Raw genomic sequence first — 25,304 nt, forward strand, 5'->3', positions numbered from 1 at the left:
AAATTACAGGGCATGGTGAGCGGCTTCGCTATGCCCAAAATCTGGAGACAGATTGCGATGGATATTCCAGTTACTGCTGCAAAAACCGGGCGTCGCCGTTACCTGACGCTGATGATGATCTTTATTACCGTGGTCATTTGCTATGTCGACCGCGCCAACCTTGCCGTGGCATCGGCCCATATTCAGGAAGAGTTCGGCATCACCAAAGCGGAAATGGGCTATGTCTTCTCGGCGTTTGCCTGGCTGTATACGCTCTGTCAGATCCCCGGCGGCTGGTTTCTTGACCGCGTGGGTTCACGTCTGACCTACTTTATCGCCATATTAGGCTGGTCCGTGGCGACCCTGTTCCAGGGCTTCGCCACCGGGCTGATGTCGCTGATTGGCCTGCGCGCCATCACCGGGGTTTTCGAAGCGCCCGCGTTCCCGACCAACAACCGCATGGTGACCAGCTGGTTCCCGGAACATGAGCGTGCCTCTGCCGTAGGCTTTTACACCTCCGGGCAGTTTGTGGGCCTGGCATTTCTGACGCCGCTGCTGATCTGGATCCAGGAGCTGCTGAGCTGGCATTGGGTGTTTATCGTCACCGGCGGGATCGGCATTATCTGGTCGCTCATCTGGTTCAAGGTGTATCAGCCGCCGCGTCTGACCAAAAGCATCACCAAAGCCGAGCTGGGCTACATCCGCGACGGTGGCGGTCTGGTGGACGGTGATGCCCCGGTGAAAAAAGAGGCGCGCCAGCCGTTAACCAAAGCGGACTGGAAGCTGGTCTTCCACCGTAAGCTGGTGGGCGTATATCTGGGACAGTTCGCAGTGACCTCCACGCTGTGGTTCTTCCTCACCTGGTTCCCGAACTACCTGACGCAGGAAAAAGGGATCACCGCGCTGAAGGCGGGCTTTATGACCACCGTGCCGTTCCTGGCGGCCTTCTTCGGCGTACTGCTCTCGGGCTGGCTGGCGGATAAGCTGGTGAAAAAAGGCTTCTCGCTGGGCGTGGCGCGTAAAACACCGATTATCTGCGGGCTGCTGATCTCTACCTGTATCATGGGGGCGAACTACACCAACGATCCGGTGTGGATCATGATCCTGATGGCGATAGCGTTCTTCGGGAACGGCTTTGCCTCCATCACCTGGTCTCTGGTGTCGTCCCTGGCGCCGATGCGTCTGATCGGCCTGACCGGCGGCGTGTTTAACTTCGTTGGCGGGCTGGGCGGGATCACCGTGCCGCTGGTCATCGGCTACCTTGCGCAGGACTACGGCTTCGGTCCGGCTCTGGTGTATATCTCTGCCGTGGCGCTGATCGGCGCGCTCTCCTACATCCTGCTGGTGGGCGACGTGAAACGAGTAGGCTAACGCCTTAGGATGTTTTACCCTGATGCGATAACCGCGCATCAGGGTATCCTTATGAAACAAATCACCTTCGCTTCCCGCAACCACCAGCTCACCAATATCAACACCTGGACGCCAGACAGCCAGTGGCTTGTCTATGACGAGCGGCCATCCGGCGCGTCGTTTACCGGTAAAACCATTGAGCGGGTCAATGTCAGTACGGGCGAGGTTGAAGTGATCTACCGTGCCGCTGATGGCGCGCATGTCGGCGTGGTAACCGTTCATCCTGCTGAGGATAAATATGTATTTATCCACGGCCCGAAAAACCCCGATGCAGACTGGCAGTATGATTTTCATCATCGTCAGGGAGTGATTGCGCACAACGGCGAGGTGAGCAATCTTGATGCGATGGATATCACCGCGCCTTACACGGCAGGTGCGCTGCGTGGCGGCACCCACGTTCACGTTTTTAGCCCGAACGGGCAGTTCGTCAGCTTTACCTATAACGATCATGTGCTGCACGAGCGCGATCCGAAGCTCGATTTACGCAACGTCGGCGTGGCGGCACCGTTTGGCCCGGTGAACCCGCAGGGGAACCATCCACGTGAATATTCAGGCACTTTCTGGAGCGTGCTGGTCAGCCGCACAACGCCCAACCCGCAACCGGACAGCAATGAAATCAACCGCGCCTACGAAGAGGGCTGGGTGGGCAACAACAGACTGGCGTTTATTGGCGATACGGTGTCTGCGGAAGGCGAAAAGGTGCCTGAACTGTTTATTGTGGACCTCCCCAAAGATGAGCAGGGCTGGAAACGGGCGGGCGAGGCGCCGTTGCAGGGAACGCCTGAGACGATGCCCGCGCCTCCTGCGGGCATCACGCAACGCCGCTTAACCTTCACCCATCAGAAGGCGTATCCGGGGCTGGTGAACGTGCCGCGCCACTGGGTGCGCAGCAATCCGCAGGGGACGCAGATTGCGTTTTTAATGCGGGACGATAACGGCGTTGTGCAGCTGTGGCTTATCTCACCTGAGGGCGGCGAGCCGCGCCAGCTGACCCACAGTGAAAGTGATATCCAGTCGGCTTTTAACTGGCATCCTTCTGGCCGCACACTTGGGTTTGTGCTCGAAAGCCGCATTGCCTGCTGCGATGCGCAGACCGGTGAGGTGACGTTTTTGACGTCCGATCATGGCAATCCGCCGTCTGCTGACGCAGTGGTATTTTCCCCGGACGGGCGTTTTATCGCGTGGATGGAAGAGAAGAACGGTTTCCGCCAGCTGTGGCTAACGGAAACCGCACGGAATTAGCGCGGGGGCATCTCTGCGGGCGGGATGACGGAGTTGGTTGCCAGCGTCTCCTGCTCGCTTTTCTCAACGCGCGAGCGCACTGAGCTGTCGGTGCGGAACATATCCCACGGCAGCAGAAGCGTATCGGCGACCGCCGTAAACGGCATATCAAGGATCGCCAGAGATTTGGTACCCCAGTTTGTCTCATCATCAGAGATCATGGCGGCACTGGCGCGCGTCCCCGGATATGTTCCTTCTTTACCGCCGGTGTGCGACATCACGCTCGAACACCCGCAAAGCAAAATAACCCCGCTGAACGTCGCCAGCTTAATCAGAACATTTCTCATCATCTCTCAGTCATCTTTAGTAGCACGGCATTGACCTGCAACTCAGGGTTATAGCGAGGCGCGTTCAAAATGGACAGTCCAAAACTTCTGCACTGTGGTCGCCATCGCAATTTAACCCTTTGTGCTGTGCCCCTGAGTCTATGCGACATCCAGCAAAGTGCAAAAAAATCTCGCATTAATACGCTTGAAAAGCCCGTATCCAGACCCATTTTAAGGATGTACCCCGATAACGGACATGCCTGATGGGTGTTCGGGGGAACGGAAGCCTGTCCATGTTGGAAGGCTACATTTTCTCGCTGATTTCAGGAGCTTTTATCTATGCGTAACTTCGATCTCTCTCCGCTATACCGTTCTGCCATTGGTTTTGATCGTCTGTTCAACCACTTAGAAAACAACCAGAGCCAGAGCAACGGCTATCCTCCTTACAACGTTGAACTGGTTGACGAAAACCACTACCGCATTGCGATTGCTGTCGCCGGTTTCGCAGAGAGCGAACTGGAGATCACCGCCCAGGACAATCTGCTGGTGGTGAAAGGCTCCCATGCGGGCGAGCAGAAAGAACGAACCTACCTCTACCAGGGCATCGCAGAGCGCAACTTTGAGCGCAAGTTCCAGCTGGCTGAGAACATCCACGTCAAGGGCGCGAACCTGGTGAACGGCCTGCTGTTTATCGAACTGGAACGTGTGATTCCGGAAGAGAAAAAACCACGCCGTATCGAAATCAACTAATTATGCGGGTCGCTAACGCGGCCCACCTGAAATTGCTTGCCGTAAAGGGAGCATATGCGAATCCGTAAGGGTTTGCAGGTACAACTGCGCACAAAATTGAACTGTGCCGAACTCGCTTCTCAGAAGGAGATTTAGTATGCGTAACTATGATTTTTCCCCTCTGCTGCGTCAGTGGATCGGTTTTGACAAACTGGCTAACGCGCTGCAAAGCGCGACCGAACAGCAGACGTTTCCGCCGTACAACATCGAAAAAAGCGATGATAATCACTACCGCATCACGCTCGCGCTGGCCGGGTTCCGTCAGGAAGATCTCGACATCCAGCTTGAGGGCACGCGCCTGACCGTGAAAGGGTCGCCGGAAAAACCAGACGCCGAGACCAAATGGCTGCATCAGGGGCTTGTCACTCAGCCGTTCAGCCTGAGCTTTACGCTGGCAGACCATATGGAAGTGTCTGGCGCGACGTTCACCAACGGGCTGCTGAATATTGACCTCACCCGTAACGTGCCCGAAGCCATTGCGCCGCAGCGCATCGCCATTAGCGAACGTCCGGCGTTGAATAGCTAATACATTTTTTGCCGGGTAGAGGCTGCGCAAAACCTGCCGATCCTGTAGGTCGGGTAAGGCGCAGCCGCCACCCGACACTACCTACAGACTGCACGAAGCCCTGCCCCGGCAGGGCTTTTTTGTGCGCCATCGCCCATACAACCGTCGCTGGCTCTGAGAGAATCCTTAGTATAACTATGGTTATACACAGGATGTGGATCATGAGTGATATCGCGTTAACCGTGAGCGTGTTGGCCCTTGTCGCGGTAGTCGGGCTGTGGCTGGGGAATATCAAAATCCGCGGCGTCGGGTTTGGTATCGGCGGGGTGCTGTTCGGCGGGATTTTTGTCGGCCATTTTGCCGACCAGCTTGGGTGGGTGCTCAGCGCCGATATGCTGCATTTCATTCAGGAATTTGGCCTGATCCTCTTTGTGTATACTATCGGCATTCAGGTGGGTCCGGGTTTCTTCGCTTCGCTGCGCGTCTCCGGTTTACGCCTTAATCTCTTTGCTTTCGGCATTGTTGTGATGGGTGGGCTGGTCACCGCGATCCTGCATAAACTCTTCGCTATTCCGTTGCCCGTCGTGCTGGGTATTTTTTCCGGAGCCGTCACGAACACGCCTGCGCTCGGGGCGGGGCAGCAAATTCTGCGCGATTTGGGTATCCCGGCTGATGTCGTCGATCAGATGGGGATGAGCTACGCCATGGCCTATCCGTTTGGCATTTGCGGTATTTTGCTCTCGATGTGGCTGGTGCGTGTGCTGTTCCGCGTTAACGTTGAACAGGAGGCGAAGGAGCATGAAAGCACCCTGACCAACGGCCATGCGTTCATTAAAACCATTAACATTCGCGTCGAAAACCCCAACCTGAACAATATGGCGATACAGGATGTTCCCATTCTGAACAGCGCGACCATTATCTGTTCACGCCTGAAACGCGATGACACGCTGATGGTGCCTTCACCCGATACCCTTATTCAACACGGCGATCTTCTGCATCTGGTAGGGCAACCGGCGGATTTAAACAATGCCCGGCTGGTGATTGGTCAGGAGGTAGATACCTCGCTCTCAACCCGTGGAACGGATATGCGCGTGGTGGTGACCAATGAGAAGGTGCTGGGCAAGAAAATACGCGATTTACAGGTTAAAGAGCGCTATGACGTGGTGATCTCCCGTCTTAATCGCGCCGGCGTGGATCTGGTGGCCAGCCAGGATGCCAGCCTGCAATTTGGTGATATTCTCAACCTGGTCGGGCGTCCGTCATCCATTGATGCCGTAGCGAGCATGGTGGGAAATGCGCAGCAAAAACTCCAGCAGGTGCAGATGCTGCCGGTGTTTATCGGTGTCGGGCTCGGGGTGATGCTTGGCTCCATCCCCCTGTACGTGCCCGGCTTCCCGGTAGCGCTGAAGCTGGGTCTGGCGGGCGGGCCGCTGATTATGGCGCTGATCCTCGGGCGTATCGGCTCCATCGGTAAGCTCTACTGGTTTATGCCGCCGAGTGCTAACCTGGCGCTGCGGGAGTTAGGCATCGTGCTGTTTCTGGCGGTGGTGGGGCTGAAATCCGGCGGCGATTTTGTCGATACCCTGGTGCACGGCGAAGGGATGAGCTGGGTAGGATATGGCATATTTATTACCGCCATCCCGCTGATAACGGTCGGATTACTGGCGCGTATGTTCGCTAAAATGAACTATCTCACGCTGTGCGGCATGCTGGCGGGTTCCATGACCGATCCGCCCGCGCTGGCGTTCGCCAATAACCTGCACGCCACCAGCGGCGCGGCGGCGCTGTCTTACGCCACGGTTTATCCGCTGGTGATGTTTCTGCGCATCATCACCCCACAGCTACTGGCGGTGCTGTTCTGGGGGATGGGCTAGCCTCGCTGACCGGCATCACCCGATGCCGGTCTCCTTGTCCCCGTTAATTTACGCTATGCTGAAGCCTGCTTCTGGTACGACAAGGAACCTTCATGAACATTTCCCGCCTCGGTGAAGCGCCGGACTACCGCTTCTCACTGGCTAACGAGCGTACATTTTTAGCGTGGATCCGTACTGCCCTGGGCTTTCTGGCCGCAGGCGTTGGCCTTGATCAGCTCGCCCCCGATTTTGCCACCCCGCTGATCCGCGAAGCGCTGTCCCTGCTGCTGTGTCTGTTAGCCGGCGTGCTGGCGATCTACGGCTACCTGCGGTGGCTGCGCAACGAAAAGGCGATGCGTCTGAAGCAGGATCTCCCCTACACACGCGGTTTGCTTATCATCAGTACGATTTTGCTGCTGGTGGCTGGCATCGTGATGTTACTGGTGTTCTATGCCGGATAGCCGCAAAGCGCGGCGGGAAACGGACCCCGGCCTTCAGCCGGAACGTACCTCGCTGGCCTGGCTACGCACGCTGCTGGGGTATGGCGCGCTGATCGCGCTTGCCATTAAGCACAACTGGCACCGCACGGGGATGCCATTCTGGATCTCCATCGTTGTGCTGGCGCTGGTAGCCATCATTTTATGGCGCTATACCCGAAGCCGTAACCTGATGGACGTCGCGCACAGTGATTTCGCACAGCCAGGGGCGGTGCGGGATAAGTTCCTGATCGCCCTGGCCGTGCTATCCCTGTCGCTGCTGTTTGCGGTAACCCATATTCGACAAATTTTGCACCTGTAGGCCGGGTAAGGCGCAGCCGCCGCCCGGCATAATTACTTCCCTTTCGCCAGATAATTCGCCATCTCGTCATCCGGCACCATGCCGCCGCCGGTTGCCCAGACCAGGTGCGTCGTGTTGGCATCTGACTTTATGCGTACCGGCCCCACCATCCCTGCCAGCGCCGACGGCTCCAGGCGAATGTCTTCCCCCTGCGCCAGCCAGCTGAGCAGGTCGTACATGCTCTGATCGGAGAGGGTAAAGAACCCGTCAAGCAGACGCTCCATCGCGCGGCCCACGAAGCCGGACGCGCGGCCTACCGCCAGACCGTCTGCCGCCGTCACGTTGTCGATACCCAGATCCTGCACGGCGATCTCATCGTGCAACCCGGTGTAGACACCCAACAGCATGCACGGTGAGTGCGTGGGCTCCGCGAAGAAGCAGTGGACGCTGTCGCCAAAGGCCAGCTTCAGGCCAAATGCCACGCCGCCGGGCCCGCCGCCGACGCCGCACGGCAGATAGACGTTTAGGGGATGTTCAGCGTCCACCACGCGCCCCTGCGCGGCAAACTGTGCTTTCAGGCGCTCGCCCGCCACCGCATAGCCCAGGAACAGCGTGCGGGAGTTCTCATCGTCAATAAAGAAGCAGTTCGGATCGCTTTCTGCTGCCCTGCGCCCTTGCTCCACCGCCACGCCGTAATCCTGCTCGTATTCCACGACGGTCACGCCGTGGCTGCGTAGCCTGGCTTTTTTCCATTCACGGGCGTCGGCAGACATATGCACCGTGACCTTAAAGCCGATGCGCGCGCTCATGATGCCGATGGACAGCCCGAGGTTGCCGGTTGAGCCCACGGCGATGCTGTACTGGCTGAAGAAGTCCTTGAAGCGCGGCTCAAGCAGAATGCTGTAATCGTCATCCAGCTTGAGCAAGCCTGAGGCCAGCGCCAGTTTTTCCGCGTGAGCCAGCACTTCATAAATGCCGCCGCGCGCTTTAATGGAGCCGGAGATCGGCAGATGGCTGTCTTTTTTCAGCAGCAGCGTGCCGGGTATCGTTACGCCACATTCCTGCTCCAGACGCGTTTTCATTGCCGGAATGGCGACCAGTTCAGATTCGATAATTCCTCCCGCTGCCGCCGTTTCCGGGAAGGCTTTCGCCAGATACGGCGCGAAGCGTTCCAGGCGCGCGTGGGCGTCGTCAACGTCGGCTTTGGTCAGCCCGACATAGGGCAACCCTTCAGCCAGCGTCGTGGTACGCGGGTTGAGCCAGGTGGTTTCTTTCAGGGCAATCAAATCCGCCAGCAGCGGAAACCGGTCAATGAGGCTGGTAAGGTCAGTCGTTTTCATAATCTGTCTCAGAATTTAGTTCGTTCTGACTCTACACCAATTGTGAAAAAGCATGCTAAATACAGAGTAAAGCATTTGATTATTTGCAAGGGGCATCGTGTTAAAGCCTTTCATTGTCACCGTGTTAGCGATCGCTTCCGGCTGGGCCTGTGCCGCTGAGCCGCCGCTGACGGCTGCCCGTTACGCGCAGATTCTGGGTGTCGGGATGGACGTCGACTGGGCCCGCACCGAGCGCGGTATCCGCGAGTTTGATCCGCTGGTGGTCCGTGATTTTCGGGCGAAAGGCATACGTCATGTCCGCATTCGGGTGGCGGGTGAACCCACGGAAGCGCGACTGATTCACCTGCGCAAGCTGGTGGAGGCCTGCGAGCAATACGGCATCATCCCCATCGTCGCTTATCAGGCCGATGAATATAAAAACGACCCGAAAGCGGATACCGAAAAAGCGGTGATTGATTGGTGGATTGCCGTGGCGCATTATTTTGGTCAGCGTTCGCCGTTGCTGGGGTTTGACCTGATCTACGAACCGGCGGACAAGCTCAACCACAACATGGTTTCCCTCAACCGGGTGTATGAGAAAGCGATCAAAGACATTCACGCCATTGATGCCAGCCGCATGATTTTTATCGCACCTCGCCTGCGCGCCGCGCCGGAGGATTTATCCAGCCTGAAGCTGCCCGCGCACAGCCAGAATTACCTCCTGGCAGAGTGGCATATTTTCCCGTGGGGTCCGCTGAAAACGAACGGCAAATATCCGTGGACATCCGGAACCGCGGCGGAGAAAACGGCTATTCGCAACCGAATCAACGCCGCCCTGCGCTGGCAACAAAAAACCGGGCACGTGAGCTGGGTCGGTGGCTGGGGTGTGGGCGAGTCGAAAACCCTGACGCCAACCACCTCGCAGATGGCGTTTGCCACGTTTATGGCGTGCGAGCTGCAAAAGGCTGCTATTCCGTATGCGATAAACGCCGATGTTCAGTTTTATGACGGGGAAGAGGGGGCGTGGCGTCCTGCGCCAGAGCGGCTATTGCAGGCGATGATTGCGCCCGGGTGTGAAAAGCCCGGCGAGAAGCCGGGCCATTATGCGGTTAAACAGGCTGTTCGTGATGCGAGACACGCGACGCCAGCGGCAGCCAGCACAGCAAAATCAGCAGCCCCATCAGGGTCATCAGCAAGCCTAAACTAGCCTGCCCGGTCTGCGGCATCATCGCGGAGAGCCAGGCGAGCGCGCCGGAACCGATATTTTGTAAACCGCCCACCAGGGCACCAGCGGTACCCGCGAGGAACGGAAACGGCTCCATTGCGCCGCTGGTGGCGAGCGGGAACAGCATGCCCGCCCCGAAGAAGAACAGCGCCGCCGGGATGAGCAACGTCCAGACCGACATCACGTCAAACAGCCCCGGGATCCACATCATCAGCCCGGCCAGCAGGCAGCTAATCACGGCCTGCCACATCAGCGTTGAGAAGCGTTTGTTCGGACGTCCGGCGAACCATGCGCCGAAGAACGCCGCCGGGATCGGCAGAATAAACAGAATACTCACCACCATGCTGCTCAGGCCAAGGCCTGCGCCCAGCAGCACGCCGGAACAGGCTTCGAACACGGCAATGCCCGCCAGACCGCCGATCAGCATCAGCAGATAACAGGTAAACGACCCGTTGCCGAACAGCGTTTTATAGCTGGCGATAAGCTTCGTGCGCGGCGCGTCCTGCGGACGTGTTTCCGGCATCCAGCGCGCCATGCTGAAGGTGACGATCGCGCACAGCACCAGCAGGAAGGCGTAACAGGCGCGCCAGGACCACACGGTGTCCAGCAGGCCACCGATCAGCGGTGCGAGCAGCGGGCTCACTAGAATACCCATGTTTAACAGGCTGTTGGCGTGACGGAGCTGGGTGCCTTGATACATATCTCGCGGCAGGGTACGCGCCATAACCCCGCCGACGCCTGTACCCACACCCTGGAGAGCGCTGGCGGCAATCAGTACGGTCAGGCTATGGGTAGTGATGGCAATGACCGTCGCCACCATGAAAATGCTCATTCCCACCAGAATGACCGGGCGACGCCCGACGCGATCGGACAGGGGACCATAAACCAGCTGTGAAACGCCATAGGTCAGCAGGTAGGCTGCCATTACGCTCTGTACCGCCCCTTCGCGGACGTTCAGATCTTTTGCCATATCGGCAATCGCCGGAATATAGATGGTTTGCGCCATCTGCCCGACGGCCACCAGTAACACCAGCATCAACAATAAGTTCACGTTCCGTTGCTTTTTCATGTCGCTGAATACTTTTGCCAAAAGAGAGAAATAAAGAATAAGTGACTACGCATTCCCATAAATGCGCGAGGAATCTACCACAGTGAGATGACAATTTAAGCATTACTGTGATGAATGACAGAGGGTGTGAAGGCAGGATTTGTAAACAAGATCGGCAACTAATGTTGCCAGCGAATTACGCCAGGCGCAGCAGGACCGCACCGGCAGCAATACCCAGCGCCGCCGCGATGCGCAGGCCGGCAACTTTCTCTTTTAAAAGCACAAATGCGATTAATGCGCCGAAGAGAATCGAGGTTTCACGCAGTGCCGCGACCACCGCCAGCGGCGCCTGCGTCATCGCCCAGAGTGCCAGCCCGTAAGATCCCATCGTCCCGACGCCGCCGAGCAGCCCCTTTTTCCAGTGCAGGCGCAGATAGGCTGACGCTTCACGGCGGCGGGCTACCATCGCCCAGCTCAGCAGGCAGAAGCCGTTCATGAAGAAGGTCCAGAGCGTGTAGCCCAGCGCCGACTCTGATAACCGCACGCCGGTGCCGTCCACCAGCGTATACCCGGCGATAAAACAGGCGTTAAGCAGCGCCAGCCAGATCCCCTTGCGCGACTGCATGCGGCCATTCATCGCCATCGCCAGAATTGACAGGCAAATGACGCCGATACCGGACCAGGCGAGCCAGGAGAGGTGGTCGCCAAGCGCCAGCACGCTGATCAGCGCCACCAGCAGCGGGGCGGTACCGCGCATCAGCGGATAGGTCTGGCTCATGTCCGAGACCTGATAGGTTTTTGCCACCAGTACCGTATACACCACCTGTAACGCGCAGGAAACGAACAAATAGGGCCAGCTTGCAGCCGTCGGCTGGGGAGAGAAAGGCAGTAAAATCAGGGCAATAAGCGCGGCTGAACCGCTAACGCCGATCGCAGAGTAGAGCTTGTCCGTTCCGGCCTTAACGATGGCGTTCCAGCTGGCATGCAGCAGTGCGGCAAACAGTAAAATGCAGAAAACGGTGATGGTCATGGCGTTTCAAATGGTGAAATGTCATCCAACTGTAACATTCACCCTTCGATGCTGCCAGACGCTTACACTGCGCAAAAAATGCGGTGCGTGACCCGGGGTTCGTCTGACACCAGCCTGAAGCCCGCCCGATGATAAAATCCGTACGCGGTTTCCGGCGCATGGGTATTAAGAAAATCAAACCAGATGCTGGCATCCGCCATCACCACGGTCAAAAGCTGCTTTCCAATGCCCAGCCCGCGGCACTTTTCGCTGACATAGAGATGACGAATACGTCCGGCGCGCGGCTGCTGGCTGAACGGATCGCGATTAAGACCGCACACGCCCACCAGCTTGCCGTTAAGAAACGCCCCCAGCAGCTTTTCGCCCGGGGCATTAAAGCGGTTTTCACCCCGCTGCCAGTTCTCTTCCAGCCTGCGCAGCATGTTGAAATTCAACGCGATACTCTCGGCCTTCAGGGCGATATAGCCCGGCTCATCAGGTGTAACAGGCTCAATTAACAGACGCGACATAGCATTCCCTCGTTATTAAAGAGGGGCGGTTGCCCGCCCCTCTCAGGTGCGACTTGAACCTGAATTACCGAACGTATTTCAGGACAGCATCAAGCAGTTGCAGTACTGCAACAATGAGTTTGAGGATAAGTATCACCATATCCACTACGCTCATACGCGTCTCCTTTTGGTTAAAAGGAGCACGATGCTGGCGTACCTTTCCGCCGCCTGTGGCCAGCACCTGGATTGACGTAACACAGTGTGCTCACTTCAGGGGTTAAGGCACTGACGGCACCACCCGTTTCAGCCAGGACTTCGTTGCGCCGGTAAACTGCGGCCCCCTCGCTCACTGCGAACACCCTCAGTATAGATAAATACTGTATGCATGAACAGTATTTTATGGACAAAATTTGGAAGGCGATCCATACTCAAAAACGTCAAAATCCGTGCCGGAATTGCGCGTTCGTCTTCGATCGCGTATACTTTTCGCGTTGACGTAACACAGTGTGTTCTGCGGCGACCAACCGCAAAACCCTGAAAAAAACCTCGCTTAGGCGGGGTTTTTGTTTTCTGAGGTTAGACAAAAAATTGACGGGCGTTGACATATTGGCAATGCATGTTATTGTTGCCATTATGGCAACGGACGCGGCAGGCATGCAGTATGCATTTAATCTCAATGAAGGCAATTTGTGAGGCGGTAAGCCAGTTTCCACAATACAGGGATGAACTTCTCTTTTTGGGAAGAGTTATCGAAAAAAGCCATTGCCCGACGCCTGCTGCGCTAAGAAAACTGTTTCCAACGCTGGATAACTTCAAGTATCTCGATAAGCATTATGTTATTGATATTGCAAATAACAATCTCAGAGTAGTGGCTCTCATTTTCTTTGAAAGCCAAAAGTTTTATGTGCGCCATGTTTTTACTCATAAGGAATATGACCGTTTTACGGAGAAACATCGCACTAAGGGGAAGAAATGATGATCGTTGCTGATGCACTAAAAGCTACGCATGACCTTGTTGCGGCTGTTCCTCTGCTGGGTGAACATCCTAACGAGAAGGATTACCAGGACGCACTTGAGCTGGTTGAGTATCTGCTCATGCATGAACCTGGCAGCCCTTTACTGGATATTGTATGTGCGAGAATCAGCCGCTACGAAGCAAACCGGCCTGAAATTGTCGCGCTACGCCAGGAGATGGAATCTGTTCCCGTGGGGATTGCGGTGTTAAGAACGCTTATGGATCAGCACAAACTCACTATTTCGGATTTTCAGGATGAAATAGGCAGTAAATCAATGGTTTCAAGGGTACTCAATGGGCAGCGTCAGCTCACACTGAACCATATAAAAAAACTGGCGGCCCGCTTTGGCGTTTCGCCTGCGCTGTTTATTGAGTGAGATAAAAGCCTTTTTATGGTTTCATCACCCAACAAACGAAACGTGATCCCTGACGCATTTTTGCGCAGATGAAAATATTTCCATTGTCACGCCCGAAAACCTGTGTTTGTATAAATTCAATCAATGATTCTAAACACAGGTCCCCAATGACTTCATCCATCTTCACTTCGACCCTACTAAAAACTGCGCAACCAGCCGCAGTGGTCGTCGTGCGTGTGGTGGTGGTCGTCGGCAATGCGCCGTAGGGACTGGATCAACACACGAATCCAAAACCCCGCCGGCGCAAACCGGGCGGGGTTTTTCGTTTAGAACCCTCCCCGGAAAGTCGGCCCAGAAGAAAAGGACTGGAGCATGGCAAGTTCGGGCACAACATCCACAAAGACGCGTTTCACAGGCGCGCAGTTGATTGTTCATTTACTGGAACGACAGGGCATCACCACGATTGCGGGTATCCCGGGTGGAACCGTTCTGCCGCTGTATGATGCGTTAAGCCAAAGCACACAGATCCGCCACGTGCTGGCGCGTCACGAGCAGGGGGCCGGTTTTATCGCTCAGGGCATGGCGCGTACCCAGGGCAAACCGGCGGTGTGTATGGCCTGTAGCGGGCCGGGCGCTACTAACCTGGTGACCGCCATCGCCGACGCGCGTCTCGACTCCATTCCGCTGATCTGCATTACCGGCCAGGTCCCGTCTTCGATGATCGGCACCGATGCGTTCCAGGAAGTGGACACCTACGGCATCTCTATCCCCATCACCAAACATAACTATTTAGTTCGCGATATCAGCGAGCTGCCTCAGGTGATCAGCGATGCGTTCCGCATTGCGCAGTCTGGCCGCCCGGGTCCGGTGTGGATAGACATTCCTAAGGACGTACAGACCGCAGAGATCGAGATCGACGTGTTACCCGAGCCGGGCGAGCGTGCCCCCGCGCCGGAATGCAGCGCTGAGAGCGTGCGCGACGCCGCCGCCATGATTAACGCCGCCAAACGCCCGGTGCTCTATCTGGGCGGCGGGGCGATTAACGCCGCGAATGACATCCGTGCGTTCGCGGAAAAAGCCAACCTGCCGACCACGATGACCCTGATGGCGCTGGGCATACTGCCCAAAGCGCACCCATTGTCTTTAGGAATGCTGGGCATGCACGGCGCGCGCAGCACCAACTACATCCTGCAAGAGGCAGATTTGCTGATTGTTATGGGTGCACGTTTTGATGACCGGGCGATTGGCAAAACCGAGGAGTTCTGCCCGAACGCTAACATTATTCATGTGGATATCGACCGCGCCGAGCTGGGTAAAATCAAGCAGCCGCACGTGGCGATTCAGGGCGACGTGGCCGAAGTGCTGGCGCAGCTGATCCCGCAGACGAACGCAGCTGACCGGGCCGACTGGCGCCAGCTGGTGGCCGATCTGCAACGCGAGTTCCCGGGCGCCATCCCAGTTGAGGGCGACCCGCTGAGCCACTACGGGCTGATCAACGCCGTGGCTGCCTGCGTGGACGACAGCGCGATCATCACTACCGACGTCGGCCAGCACCAGATGTGGACCGCGCAGGCCTATCCGCTGAACCGCCCGCGCCAGTGGCTGACCTCCGGCGGCCTCGGCACCATGGGCTTCGGCCTGCCGGCGGCGGTAGGCGCGGCGCTCGCCAACCCGGACCGCAAGGTCATCTGCTTCTCCGGCGACGGCAGCCTGATGATGAACATTCAGGAAATGGCGACCGCGGCCGAAAACCAGCTGGACGTCAAAATTATCCTGATGAACAACGAGGCGCTGGGCCTGGTGCACCAGCAGCAGAGCCTGTTCTACAAACAGGGCGTGTTTGCTGCGACCTATCCGGGGACGATCAACTTCATGCAGATTGCCGCCGGTTTTGGCCTGCACACCTGTGATCTGAACGCCGAAGACGATGCCCACGCGGCGTTGCAGGAGGCGATTGCTCGTCCGGGCCCGGCACTGATCCACGTGCGTATCGACGCACAGCAAAAAGTGTATCCGATGGTGCCGCCGGGTGCGGCCAATACTGAGATGGTGGGGGAATAAGCCATGCAGAAACAACATGAAAACGTCATTCTGGAACTCACCGTCCGCAACCATCCCGGCGTAATGACCCACGTCTGCGGGCTGTTTGCCCGTCGGGCGTTTAACGTCGAAGGTATTTTGTGTCTGCCGATTCAGGGCAGCGAGCACAGCCGCATCTGGCTGCTGGTGAACGACGACCAGCGTCTGGAGCAGATGATGGCGCAGATCGACAAGCTGGAGGACGTCACCAAAGTGGCGCGCAACCAGTCCGATCCCACCATGTTTAACAAAATTGCGGTGTTTTTCGAGTAAATCACTTAAGGTAAGAGGCTTTTGCCGGATAAGCGCAGCGTCATCCGGCATTTCAGACCGCAGGAACACACATGACCACCATCGCTCTCATCGACGACCACCTTATCGTCCGCTCCGGCTTCGCCCAGCTTCTCAACCTCGAACCTGATTTTCAGGTCGTGGCCGAGTTTGGCTCCGGGCGCGAGGCGCTGGCGGGCCTGCCGGGGCGCGGGGTACAGGTCTGTATCTGCGACATCTCGATGCCGGATCTCTCCGGGCTGGAGCTGTTGAGCCAGCTGCCGAAAGGGATGGCGACGATCATGCTCTCGGTTCACGACAGCCCGGCGCTGGTCGAGCAGGCGCTCAACGCGGGCGCGCGCGGCTTCCTCTCTAAACGCTGTAGCCCGGACGAGCTGATCGCCGCCGTGCGCACCGTCTCCACCGGCGGCTGCTTCCTGACGCCGGATATCGCCATCAAGCTGGCGGCTGGACGGCAGGATCCGCTCACCAGACGCGAGCGCCAGGTGGCGGAGAAGCTTGCCCAGGGCATGTCGGTGAAAGAGATTGCCGCCGAGCTGGATCTGTCGCCGAAAACCGTGCACGTCCACCGCGCCAACCTGATGGAAAAACTCAACGTCAGCAACGACGTTGAGCTGGCGCGCCGCATGTTCGACAGCTGGCAATGAGTTCCGCTTTTTCACGGCTGATCGCCGTCGCTGCCAGCTTTTTTATTTTCTCCGCCGCATGGTTTTGCCTGTGGAGCATCAGCTTGCATCTGGTGGAGCGTCCGGAGCTGGCAGTGCTGCTGTTTCCCTTCGGCCTGCGTCTGGGATTAATGCTCCAGTGCCCGCGCGGATACTGGCCCGTTTTGCTCGGCGCGGAGTGGCTAATGCTGATCTGGCTGGCGCAGGAGGTGGCCCTCGCGCATCTTCCCTTATTGATGACCGGAAGCCTGCTCACGCTTCTCCCCGTTGCCCTGATTTCCCGCTACCGCCACCAGCGCGACTGGCGGACGCTGCTGCGTCAGGGGGCGGCGCTGATTGCCGCCGCGCTGTTGCAGTCACTGCCGTGGTTAGGCGAAAAGGAGGTGCTCAACGCCCTGCTGCTGACCCTGACCGGCGGCCTGACGCTGGCCCCGACCTGCCTTGTGATCTGGCATTACCTCACCAGCACCGTCTGGCAGCCGCTCGGCCCGGCGCTGGTTTCCCAGCCAGTGAACTGGCGCGCCCGGCACCTGATCTGGTATCTGCTGCTGTTTGTCGTGAGCCTGTGGCTACAGCTTGGTCTGCCCGCTGAATTATCGCGCTTTACGCCGTTTTGTCTGGCGCTGCCGATCATCGCCCTTGCCTGGCACTACGGCTGGCAGGGGGCGCTGATTGCCACGCTGATGAATGCCATCGCGCTGATCGCCAGCCAGACCTGGCACGATCATCCGGTGGATCTGCTGCTCTCGCTGCTGGCCCAGAGCCTGACCGGGCTGCTGCTCGGGGCGGGCATTCAGCGTCTTCGCGAGCTGAACCAGTCCCTGCAAGCCGAGCTGGCGCGCAACCGACGTCTGGCGGAGCGTCTGCTGGAAACCGAGGAGAGCGTGCGTCAGGAAGTGGCTCGCGAGCTGCACGATGATATCGGCCAGACCATAACCGCCATCCGCACGCAGGCGGGCATCGTCCAGCGTCTGGCGGCGGATAACGCGGGCGTGAAGCAGGGCGGGGCGCATATCGAACAGCTTTCGCTGGGCATCTATGACGCCGTTCGCCGCTTGCTGGGACGGCTGCGTCCGCGCCAGCTTGATGACCTGTCGCTGGAGCAGGCGATACGCTCCCTGATGCGTGAAATGGAGCTCGAAAGCCGCGGCATTGTCAGCCATCTCGACTGGCGTATTAACGAACCTGCGCTGAGCGAAGGCCAGCGCGTGACGCTGTTTCGCGTCTGTCAGGAAGGGCTGAACAACATCGTCAAACACGCCAATGCCAGCGCGGTGACGATCCAGGGCTGGCAGCAGGACGAGCGGCTGATGCTGGTGATTGACGACGACGGCTGCGGCCTGCCGCCGGGCTCCGGTCAGCAGGGGTTTGGCCTGGCGGGGATGCGCGAGCGCGTCAAGGCGCTGGGCGGCACGCTGAACCTTTCCTGCACTCACGGGACGCGCGTCAGCGTTAGCCTGCCGTTAAGGACGTATCATGTTTAAAACCCCAACCAGCGCGGCTCCGTTGCGCGACAAGGCGGAAATCGACGCCCGCTACCGCTATTGGCGTCGCCATATCCTGATCACCATCTGGCTTGGCTACGCCCTGTTCTACTTCACCCGCAAAAGCTTCAACGCCGCCGCGCCGGAAATCCTCGCCAGCGGCGTGATGACGCGCACCGATATCGGCCTGCTGGCGACGCTGTTTTACATCAGCTACGGGCTGTCGAAGTTCTTCTCCGGCATCGTCAGCGACCGCTCCAACGCGCGCTATTTTATGGGCGTTGGGCTGATCGCCACCGGCGTGGTGAACATCCTGTTCGGCTTCTCCACCTCGCTGTGGGCCTTCGCCCTGCTGTGGGCGCTGAACGCCTTTTTCCAGGGCTGGGGCGCGCCGGTCTGCGCCCGCCTGCTCACCGCCTGGTACTCGCGCAACGAGCGCGGCGGCTGGTGGGCAATCTGGAACACCGCGCATAACGTTGGCGGGGCGCTGATCCCGATGGTGGTGGGAGCCGCAGCGCTGCACTACGGCTGGCGCACGGGGATGATGATTGCCGGTGCCCTCGCGATTGTCGCCGGGCTGTTCCTTTGCTGGCGCCTGCGCGACAGGCCGCAAACCGTCGGCCTGCCTGCGGTGGGCGACTGGCGGCACGACGAGATGGAGATCGCCCAGCAGCAGGAGGGCGCCGGGCTGTCCCGCCAGGAGATCCTCACCAAGTACGTGCTGAAAAATCCGTACATCTGGCTGCTGTCCCTCTGCTACGTGCTGGTCTACGTGGTGCGCGCGGCCATCAACGACTGGGGCAACCTGTACATGTCCGAGACGCTGGGTGTGGATCTGGTCACCGCTAATTCGGCGGTGACGATGTTCGAGCTGGGCGGGTTTATCGGCGCGCTGGTGGCGGGCTGGGGATCGGACAAGCTGTTCAACGGCAACCGCGGCCCGATGAACCTGATTTTTGCCGCCGGGATTTTACTCTCCGTGGGCTCGCTGTGGCTTATGCCGTTCGCCAGCTACGTCATGCAGGCGGCGTGCTTCTTCACCATCGGCTTTTTTGTCTTTGGCCCGCAGATGCTGATCGGCATGGCGGCGGCGGAGTGCTCGCACAAAGAGGCGGCAGGCGCGGCGACGGGCTTTGTCGGGCTGTTTGCCTACCTCGGCGCGTCGCTCTCCGGCTGGCCGCTGGCGCGGGTGATCGACATCTGGCACTGGAGCGGATTCTTCGCGGCGATCGCCATCGCGGCGGGCATCTCGGCCCTGCTGCTGCTGCCGTTTTTGCACGCCCAGGCGCCGCGCGAAGCGTGACGCGCCTCACCTTTTGTTGCCGAGTGGCACAAAACTAGGAAATTTTCCCGGTTTCACCTGGACGCTGTCTCAGGCATCTCTCCCGGCTGATTTTTACAATGCTGCAAAAATCAGCTCAGGAGTAAACCAACCATGCTGGCCTTCTTAAACCAGGTGCGTAAGCCGACCCTGGATCTGCCGCTCGACGTGCGGCGCAAGATGTGGTTCAAACCGTTCATGCAGTCTTATCTGGTGGTCTTCATCGGCTACCTGACCATGTACCTGATCCGCAAAAACTTTAACATCGCGCAGAACGACATGATCTCTACCTACGGGCTGAGCATGACGCAGCTGGGGATGATTGGCCTGGGCTTCTCCATCACCTACGGGGTGGGGAAAACGGTGGTGTCCTACTACGCGGACGGTAAAAACACCAAGCAGTTCCTGCCGTTTATGCTGATCCTCTCCGCCATCTGTATGCTCGGCTTCAGCGCCAGCATGGGCGCGGGCTCCGTCAGCCTGTTCCTGATGATCGCCTTCTACGCCCTGAGCGGTTTCTTCCAGAGCACCGGCGGGTCGTGCAGCTACTCCACCATCACCAAATGGACGCCGCGCCGCAAGCGGGGTTCGTACCTCGGCATGTGGAACATCTCCCACAACCTCGGCGGGGCGGGTGCGGCAGGCGTGGCGCTGTTTGGCGCGAACTATTTGTTCGACGGCCACGTGATCGGCATGTTTATCTTCCCGTCGATTATCGCCCTGATCGTCGGCTTTATCGGCCTGCGCTTCGGCAGCGACTCCCCGGAATCCTACGGCCTCGGCAAAGCCGAAGAGCTGTTCGGGGAAGAGATCAGCGAAGAGGACAAAGAGACCGAAGAGAACGAGATGTCTAAATGGCAGATCTTTGTTGAGTACGTGCTGAAAAACAAAGTGATCTGGCTGCTGTGCTTCTCAAACATCTTCCTGTACGTGGTGCGCATCGGCATCGACCAGTGGTCAACGGTGTATGCCTTCCAGGAGCTGAAGCTCTCTAAAGAGGTGGCGATTCAGGGATTCACCCTGTTCGAAGTGGGCGCGCTGGTCGGCACGCTGCTGTGGGGCTGGCTCTCGGATCTCGCCAATGGCCGCCGTGCGCTGGTGGCCTGCGTCGCGCTGGCGCTGATCATCGCCACCCTCGGCATCTACCAGCACGCCAGCAACCAGTACGTTTATCTGGCGTCCCTGTTTGCGCTCGGCTTCCTGGTGTTTGGCCCGCAGCTGCTGATTGGCGTGGCGGCCGTAGGGTTCGTGCCGAAAAAAGCGATCGGCGCCGCCGATGGGATTAAAGGCACCTTCGCCTACCTGATCGGCGACAGCTTCGCCAAGCTGGGCCTGGGGATGATCGCCGACGGCACGCCGATTTTCGGCCTCACCGGCTGGGCGGGCACCTTCGCGGCGCTGGATGCGGCAGCGATTGGCTGTATCGTCCTGATGGCGATGGTCGCGGTGCTGGAAGAACGTAAAATTCGCCGCGAGAACCGCGCGCAGAAATTAAAAGCGGCCTGAGTGTGCAGGTAACTTCTTTGCCCGGTGTGTGATGCCGGGCTTTTTTTTATTTGCGCGTCCTACCTTTACCCCGCTTTACACACTCGCACCTCTCCATGCTCTACAGTGTTTTTTGCTGCCGCCTTTCGTGCAGCCTTAGCCCCTTTTGCTAACGGAGAGCTTGCATGTTAACCCGACGATTGTCCTGCCTGGCGCTGCTGATGGCGCTGGCGTCCCCCGCAATGGCCGCGGATGCCCCCACCTACGGCGAGAAGCTGGAAGGTTTCGACTACGGCTGGCCGGTAAAACACTTTACCTTTACCTCGCAAAACCAGCCTCTGGATATGGCTTACCTGGACGTGAAGCCGGAAAAACCCAACGGACGTACCGTGGTGCTGATGCACGGCAAAAACTTCTGCGCCGGCACCTGGGACGGCACAATCCGCGCGCTGTCGGCCAGCGGGTATCGCGTGATCGCACCCGACCAGATTGGTTTCTGTAAATCCACCAAGCCGGCGCATTATCAGTACACCTTCCAGCAGCTGGCGGACAACACCCACGCGCTGCTCACATCGCTTGGCGTCGATCGCGCGACGGTTATCGGCCATTCGACCGGCGGCATGCTGGCAACCCGCTACGCGCTAATGTGGCCGCAGCAGGTGGAGCAGCTGGTGATGGTGAACCCGATTGGCCTGGAAGACTGGAAAGCCCGCGGCGTGCCGCATATCACGGTTGACCAGTGGTACCAGCGCGAGCTGAAGGTCAGCGCCGACGGCATTCGTCAGTACGAGAAAAATACCTACTACGCCGGGGAGTGGAAGCCGGAATACGAACGCTGGGTCACGATGCTTGCCGGGCTTAACAACGGGCCGGGCAAAGCGCGCGTGGCGTGGAACTCGGCGCTGCTCTACGACATGATCTACACCCAGCCGGTCATCTATGAATTTAGCGACCTGAAGATGCCGGTATTATTGATGATCGGCACGAAGGACAACACCGCCATCGGGAAAGACCTCGCCCCGCCGGAGGTCCGCAAGACGCTCGGCAACTATGCGGTGCTGGGCAAAGAGACGGCGAAGCGCATCCCGCACGCGACGCTGGTGGAGTTTAACGACATGGGCCACGCGCCGCAGATGCAGGATCCTGAGCGCTTCCACGAGGCGCTGCTGAAAGGGCTTCAGGCGCGCTGACTGGTTTCCAGCAACAGCCCGCGCAGCCACGCCTGCGCGGGATTGCGATGCGTTCTGCCGTGCCAGGCCATGCTTTTGGTAAAGCCGGGTACGGGAATCGGTGTCTCGCAGACAAACATCCCCGTCTGGTTTTCCGCGATGCGTGACGGCACGACGGCAATCATATTGCTGAGGGCCAGCACGTCCGGCAGCACCAAAAAGTTGCTCACCGATAATCCCACGTGCCGCATGCGGCCAATTTTCTCCAGCGCGCTATCCGTTACGCCACGAAAACTATCGCCCTCGTAAGAGACGAGTACATGCTCCAGGGCGCAAAAACGGTCTAACGTGACAGGTTTTCCGGCATCCGGATGGTCGGCACGCATCATGCAAACATACCGTTCATCATAAAGCGCACGGCTGTGAAGCTCATCTGGCGTGGTGTGCGGAGTGATCAGCGCCACGTCAACGCTGCCCTGTTCAAGCTGGCTGACCAGGCGACCCGGTTCCACGGGCACGACTCGCACGCGGACAGAGGGAGCCTGCACCTTAAGGGCGGCGATAAAGGGTACGACGACCGCACGCAGGGCGTAGTCAGTCGCGGCGAGGGTGAAGGTGAGCGCTGCGGTGATAGGGTCAAACGCCACGGGCTGAAGCAGCATGTCGATATCAGCGAGAATGCGCTTTACCGGAGCGGCTAACGCTTCGGCGCGCATGGTTGGCACCATCCCGTGCGGCGCACGAATAAACAGCGGATCGTCAAAGTAATCCCGCAGGCGGTTGAGCATGCCGCTCACCGCAGGCTGGGTCAGGGCAAGACGCCCCGCCGCGCGGGTGACGCTGCGCTCGTCCAGCAGGGCATCCAGCGTTTTCAGCAGGTTAAGATCCAGCGTGCGCAGATCCGCTTTCATGACGTTTTTCCACCTCTTTTCCGTTCACTATTATGGTGCTGCCCGCTGTCGACGCGCTGCGTTTCCCGCTATGATGAGCGGCTAGTCTAAGGAGAACGCATGGTCTGGATAATGCTGGCAACGCTTGCCGTGGTGTTTGTGGTTGGATTTCGTGTCCTGACCTCAGACTCCCGCCGCGCCATCAAACGTTTAAGCGAGCGGCTGGGGATCACCCCGATGCCGGTCGAGTCGATGATTGACCAGTTCGGTAAAACGCCGGGCAATGAGTTTATCCGCTACCTTGAACGCCCCGACGAGGCGCATCTGCAAAATGCCGCGCAGGTGCTACTGATCTGGCAGGTCTGCATCGTCGATGGCAGCGAAGAGAATCTTCATACCTGGCACCGTATGCTGCGTAAAGCCCGCCTGGCCGCACCGATTACCGATGCGCAAATCCGCCTCGCGCTCGGCTTTATGCGCGAAATAGAGCCCGATCCGCAGGAGCTTAACGCCTTCCAGCTGCGCTACAACCAGCTATTTCTGCCGGAAGAAGGTGTATTTTATCTGCACTGATATCACGAATCGTGATGAAGAGTATAAAGCATCGTCATTAGATTTATACCACTCGCGGGAGCACCATCATCTCATCAACTAACTGATGAGGTGAACCATGAAACAATCCGCCATTATCTGGCCGAACGACTACCTGCCGGGTACCACCGATAACTTTGCATCTAACGAAATTATCGTTGCCGGGCTGAGCGCGAAAGCAGTCTGGGCGCAGCTCAACGACACCTCCCTCTGGCCGGGCTACTACAGCAATGCCGAAGACATTCGTTTTCACGACGGCAGTGGCCCGGCGCTGAGCGCTAACGCCCGCTTTCGCTTCACCACCTTCGGCTTCCCGGTTGAAGCGCAGGTGACGGAGTATGTTCCGCCGGCGGACGGCGAAGCTGCGCGCATTGCGTGGCACGGCTGGGTGGAAGGGGATGCGAACGCACGTCTGGACGTGATCCACGCCTGGCTGTTTGAAGATCTTCCGGGAAACCGCGTGCGCATTCTGACGCAGGAATCGCAGAAAGGCTTGCCTGCACAGGAGCTTGCACGCACCGTGCCGAACCCGATGATTAACGGGCACCAGGAGTGGATCATCGGGCTGGCAAATGCTGCCCTTAGGGCTCGCGGGTAATTTTGCTACCGGCCTATAAGCCAGTAGGCCGGCGCAAGCGCAGCGCCGTCCGGCATTAAAAAACGGCAAAAGTTGTCAAATCGTTAAATCCGTCACACTTTTGATGATAAACTGCGCGACTTTTCCGCACGTTTTTATCTTCAGGTGATGCCATGACAGAACATATCCAGCCCTCGACCAGACCGCAGACCAACGAGGTTTCACGCCCCAACTGGTCGGCGGTTTTCTCCGTGGCGTTCTGCGTCGCCTGCCTGATCACCGTTGAGTTTCTGCCGGTCAGCCTGCTGACGCCGATGGCGCAGGATCTGGGCATTTCCGAAGGCGTGGCGGGGCAATCCGTTACCGTCACCGCCTTTGTGGCGATGTTCGCCAGCCTGTTTATCACCCAGGCGATTGGCACCATTGACCGTCGTAAAGTGGTCATCCTGTTCAGCGTGCTGCTGACGCTCTCCTGCCTGCTGGTCTCTTTCGCTGAAAGCTTCACCCTGCTGCTGCTGGGTCGCGCCTGCCTGGGGCTGGGACTAGGCGGCTTCTGGGCGATGTCGGCCTCGCTGACCATGCGCCTGGTGCCCGCGCGCACCGTGCCAAAAGCGCTGTCCGTTATCTTCGGCGCGGTCTCCATCGCGCTGGTGATCGCCGCGCCGCTGGGCAGCTTCCTCGGCGGGATTATCGGCTGGCGTAACGTGTTCAACGCGGCGGCGGTGATGGGCGTGCTGTGCATTATCTGGGTGTGGAAAGCGCTGCCGTCCCTGCCGGGCGAAGCGGCGCACCACAAACAGAACATGTTCGCGCTGCTCAAGCGTCCGGGCGTGCTGGCGGGGATGACCGCCATCTTCATGGCTTTTGCCGGGCAGTTTGCCTTCTTCACCTATATTCGCCCGGTCTATATGACCATGGCGGGCTTTGACGTGGACGGCCTGACGCTGGTGCTGCTGAGCTTTGGTATCGCCAGCTTCGTCGGCACCTCGCTGTCGTCCCAATTCCTGAAGCGCTCCCTGAAGGTGGCGCTGGCGGGTGCGCCGCTGGTGCTGGCGATCAGCGCTGCGGTGCTGGTGCTGTGGGGCAGCGACAAGTGGGTCGCGTCGGCGATTGCGATTGTCTGGGGCTTCGCGTTTGCGCTGGTGCCGGTGGGCTGGTCAACGTGGATCACCCGCTCGCTTGCCGATCAGGCGGAAAAAGCCGGGTCGATTCAGGTGGCGGTGATCCAGCTGGCGAACACCTGCGGCGCGGCGGTGGGCGGCGTGGCGCTCGACCATCTGGGGCTGACGTCACCGCTGGTGATCTCCGGCACGCTGATGCTGCTGACCGCGCTGCTGGTGGCGGGGAAGGTTAAGGCGCGCTGATTGATTAATAGTCACCCTATCGATATACTTGTACCGTAACTTGTACA

General features: G+C 58.7%; 28 protein-coding genes and 1 other annotated feature. Of the genes, 21 read left to right on the forward strand and 7 right to left on the reverse strand.

The window, feature by feature from the left end; genetic code table 11:
* Window positions 1-12: 12 nt before the first annotated feature.
* Window positions 13-1,350 carry an MFS transporter gene (locus tag A3466_RS20035; RefSeq protein WP_082830958.1) on the forward strand — a complete coding sequence of 446 codons (1,338 nt, stop codon included), beginning with the start codon at window positions 13-15 and terminating at the stop codon, window positions 1,348-1,350.
* Window positions 1,351-1,401: 51 nt separating this feature from the next.
* Window positions 1,402-2,631 carry a DUF3748 domain-containing protein gene (locus tag A3466_RS20040; RefSeq protein ID WP_074161108.1) on the forward strand — a complete coding sequence of 410 codons (1,230 nt, stop codon included), beginning with the start codon at window positions 1,402-1,404 and terminating at the stop codon, window positions 2,629-2,631.
* On the opposite strand, the gene A3466_RS20045 is transcribed toward A3466_RS20040, so the two are convergent.
* Window positions 2,628-2,960, reverse strand: a complete 333-nt coding sequence (locus A3466_RS20045; RefSeq protein WP_063452057.1) for a YceK/YidQ family lipoprotein — start codon at window positions 2,958-2,960, stop codon at window positions 2,628-2,630. The two genes, A3466_RS20040 and A3466_RS20045, sit on opposite strands and share 4 nt — an antisense overlap.
* A 248-nt stretch (window positions 2,961-3,208) precedes the next feature.
* Window positions 3,209-3,282 (forward strand) — a sequence feature (ROSE (Repression Of Heat Shock gene Expression) occurs in the 5'-region of heat shock genes and acts as an RNA thermometer to modulate expression.).
* Between A3466_RS20045 and ibpA the strand changes: the two genes are divergently transcribed.
* The 5 genes from ibpA (at window position 3,276) to A3466_RS20070 (ending at window position 6,881) form a co-directional block, all read left to right on the forward strand.
* Complete coding sequence (gene ibpA / locus A3466_RS20050; protein WP_003861094.1) at window positions 3,276-3,686, forward strand: small heat shock chaperone IbpA; 411 nt, start codon at window positions 3,276-3,278, stop codon at window positions 3,684-3,686. Its footprint overlaps the feature before it by 7 nt.
* Before the next feature lie 136 nt (window positions 3,687-3,822).
* Window positions 3,823-4,251 (forward strand): small heat shock chaperone IbpB, encoded by a 429-nt coding sequence (gene ibpB, locus A3466_RS20055; RefSeq protein WP_063452058.1) that lies wholly within the window; start codon window positions 3,823-3,825, stop codon window positions 4,249-4,251.
* Window positions 4,252-4,451: 200 nt separating this feature from the next.
* Entirely contained in the window at window positions 4,452-6,104 is a 1,653-nt protein-coding gene (locus tag A3466_RS20060; protein WP_063452059.1) for a putative transporter, read from the forward strand.
* 92 nt (window positions 6,105-6,196) lie between these two features.
* Window positions 6,197-6,544 (forward strand): YidH family protein, encoded by a 348-nt coding sequence (locus A3466_RS20065; protein ID WP_063452060.1) that lies wholly within the window; start codon window positions 6,197-6,199, stop codon window positions 6,542-6,544.
* The gene (locus tag A3466_RS20070; protein ID WP_063452061.1) at window positions 6,534-6,881 is read left to right on the forward strand and encodes a DUF202 domain-containing protein; all 348 of its coding nucleotides are present in this window, start codon (window positions 6,534-6,536) and stop codon (window positions 6,879-6,881) included. Before A3466_RS20065 ends, A3466_RS20070 begins: the two co-directional genes overlap by 11 nt.
* Window positions 6,882-6,913: 32 nt before the next feature.
* On the opposite strand, the gene dsdA is transcribed toward A3466_RS20070, so the two are convergent.
* Complete coding sequence (gene dsdA / locus A3466_RS20075; RefSeq protein WP_063452062.1) at window positions 6,914-8,200, reverse strand: D-serine ammonia-lyase; 1,287 nt, start codon at window positions 8,198-8,200, stop codon at window positions 6,914-6,916.
* A 97-nt stretch (window positions 8,201-8,297) separates the two neighbouring features.
* Between dsdA and A3466_RS20080 the strand changes: the two genes are divergently transcribed.
* On the forward strand, window positions 8,298-9,386 hold the full coding sequence (locus tag A3466_RS20080) for a cellulase family glycosylhydrolase (RefSeq protein ID WP_063452063.1): 1,089 nt from the start codon (window positions 8,298-8,300) through the stop codon (window positions 9,384-9,386).
* On the opposite strand, the gene emrD is transcribed toward A3466_RS20080, so the two are convergent.
* From emrD to tisB, 4 genes are all read right to left on the reverse strand, one after another.
* On the reverse strand, window positions 9,289-10,473 hold the full coding sequence (gene emrD / locus A3466_RS20085; RefSeq protein ID WP_063452213.1) for a multidrug efflux MFS transporter EmrD: 1,185 nt from the start codon (window positions 10,471-10,473) through the stop codon (window positions 9,289-9,291). The two genes, A3466_RS20080 and emrD, sit on opposite strands and share 98 nt — an antisense overlap.
* Window positions 10,474-10,648: 175 nt before the next feature.
* Complete coding sequence (locus tag A3466_RS20090) at window positions 10,649-11,482, reverse strand: DMT family transporter (protein WP_063452064.1); 834 nt, start codon at window positions 11,480-11,482, stop codon at window positions 10,649-10,651.
* A 62-nt stretch (window positions 11,483-11,544) separates the two neighbouring features.
* A complete protein-coding gene (locus tag A3466_RS20095) occupies window positions 11,545-11,991 on the reverse strand; it encodes a GNAT family N-acetyltransferase (RefSeq protein ID WP_063452065.1) in 447 nt (148 codons plus the stop codon).
* A 64-nt stretch (window positions 11,992-12,055) separates the two neighbouring features.
* On the reverse strand, window positions 12,056-12,145 hold the full coding sequence (gene tisB / locus A3466_RS22665; protein ID WP_045260836.1) for a type I toxin-antitoxin system toxin TisB: 90 nt from the start codon (window positions 12,143-12,145) through the stop codon (window positions 12,056-12,058).
* A gap of 486 nt (window positions 12,146-12,631) precedes the next feature.
* On the opposite strand from tisB, the gene A3466_RS20105 reads away from it, so the two are divergent.
* From A3466_RS20105 to A3466_RS20145, 10 genes are all read left to right on the forward strand, one after another.
* The gene (locus A3466_RS20105) at window positions 12,632-12,946 is read left to right on the forward strand and encodes a type II toxin-antitoxin system HigB family toxin (RefSeq protein ID WP_063452067.1); all 315 of its coding nucleotides are present in this window, start codon (window positions 12,632-12,634) and stop codon (window positions 12,944-12,946) included.
* Window positions 12,946-13,362 (forward strand): helix-turn-helix domain-containing protein, encoded by a 417-nt coding sequence (locus A3466_RS20110; RefSeq protein WP_063452214.1) that lies wholly within the window; start codon window positions 12,946-12,948, stop codon window positions 13,360-13,362. The genes A3466_RS20105 and A3466_RS20110 overlap by 1 nt, the downstream gene beginning before the upstream one ends.
* A gap of 146 nt (window positions 13,363-13,508) precedes the next feature.
* Window positions 13,509-13,607, forward strand: coding sequence for an ilvB operon leader peptide IvbL (gene ivbL, locus A3466_RS23260; RefSeq protein ID WP_057979964.1), 99 nt, complete (start codon window positions 13,509-13,511; stop codon window positions 13,605-13,607).
* Between the two features lie 106 nt (window positions 13,608-13,713).
* The gene (ilvB, locus tag A3466_RS20115; protein WP_063452068.1) at window positions 13,714-15,402 is read left to right on the forward strand and encodes an acetolactate synthase large subunit; all 1,689 of its coding nucleotides are present in this window, start codon (window positions 13,714-13,716) and stop codon (window positions 15,400-15,402) included.
* 3 nt (window positions 15,403-15,405) lie between these two features.
* Complete coding sequence (gene ilvN / locus A3466_RS20120; protein ID WP_006808802.1) at window positions 15,406-15,693, forward strand: acetolactate synthase small subunit; 288 nt, start codon at window positions 15,406-15,408, stop codon at window positions 15,691-15,693.
* Window positions 15,694-15,764: 71 nt separating this feature from the next.
* On the forward strand, window positions 15,765-16,358 hold the full coding sequence (gene uhpA / locus A3466_RS20125; protein WP_063452069.1) for a transcriptional regulator UhpA: 594 nt from the start codon (window positions 15,765-15,767) through the stop codon (window positions 16,356-16,358).
* Window positions 16,355-17,860 (forward strand): signal transduction histidine-protein kinase/phosphatase UhpB, encoded by a 1,506-nt coding sequence (uhpB, locus tag A3466_RS20130; RefSeq protein WP_063452070.1) that lies wholly within the window; start codon window positions 16,355-16,357, stop codon window positions 17,858-17,860. The genes uhpA and uhpB overlap by 4 nt, the downstream gene beginning before the upstream one ends.
* Window positions 17,853-19,163: an MFS transporter gene (locus tag A3466_RS20135; protein WP_063452071.1), complete on the forward strand. Its 1,311-nt coding sequence runs from the start codon at window positions 17,853-17,855 to the stop codon at window positions 19,161-19,163. The genes uhpB and A3466_RS20135 overlap by 8 nt, the downstream gene beginning before the upstream one ends.
* A gap of 132 nt (window positions 19,164-19,295) precedes the next feature.
* Window positions 19,296-20,687, forward strand: coding sequence for a hexose-6-phosphate:phosphate antiporter (gene uhpT / locus A3466_RS20140; RefSeq protein WP_028014963.1), 1,392 nt, complete (start codon window positions 19,296-19,298; stop codon window positions 20,685-20,687).
* A 164-nt stretch (window positions 20,688-20,851) separates the two neighbouring features.
* Complete coding sequence (locus A3466_RS20145; RefSeq protein WP_063452072.1) at window positions 20,852-21,856, forward strand: alpha/beta fold hydrolase; 1,005 nt, start codon at window positions 20,852-20,854, stop codon at window positions 21,854-21,856.
* On the opposite strand, the gene A3466_RS20150 is transcribed toward A3466_RS20145, so the two are convergent.
* Window positions 21,844-22,746: a LysR family transcriptional regulator gene (locus A3466_RS20150; RefSeq protein ID WP_063452073.1), complete on the reverse strand. Its 903-nt coding sequence runs from the start codon at window positions 22,744-22,746 to the stop codon at window positions 21,844-21,846. The two genes, A3466_RS20145 and A3466_RS20150, sit on opposite strands and share 13 nt — an antisense overlap.
* Window positions 22,747-22,845: 99 nt before the next feature.
* Between A3466_RS20150 and A3466_RS20155 the strand changes: the two genes are divergently transcribed.
* From A3466_RS20155 to nepI, 3 genes are all read left to right on the forward strand, one after another.
* A complete protein-coding gene (locus tag A3466_RS20155; RefSeq protein WP_063452074.1) occupies window positions 22,846-23,298 on the forward strand; it encodes a DUF1198 domain-containing protein in 453 nt (150 codons plus the stop codon).
* A 97-nt stretch (window positions 23,299-23,395) separates the two neighbouring features.
* Complete coding sequence (locus tag A3466_RS20160) at window positions 23,396-23,914, forward strand: SRPBCC domain-containing protein (protein ID WP_063452075.1); 519 nt, start codon at window positions 23,396-23,398, stop codon at window positions 23,912-23,914.
* A gap of 152 nt (window positions 23,915-24,066) precedes the next feature.
* Window positions 24,067-25,257, forward strand: a complete 1,191-nt coding sequence (gene nepI / locus A3466_RS20165) for a purine ribonucleoside efflux pump NepI (protein ID WP_063452076.1) — start codon at window positions 24,067-24,069, stop codon at window positions 25,255-25,257.
* The last annotated feature ends 47 nt before the right edge of the window (window positions 25,258-25,304 follow it).

The organism is Enterobacter genomosp. S, assembly GCF_001631805.1.
Lineage (GTDB): Bacteria > Pseudomonadota > Gammaproteobacteria > Enterobacterales > Enterobacteriaceae > Enterobacter > Enterobacter quasihormaechei.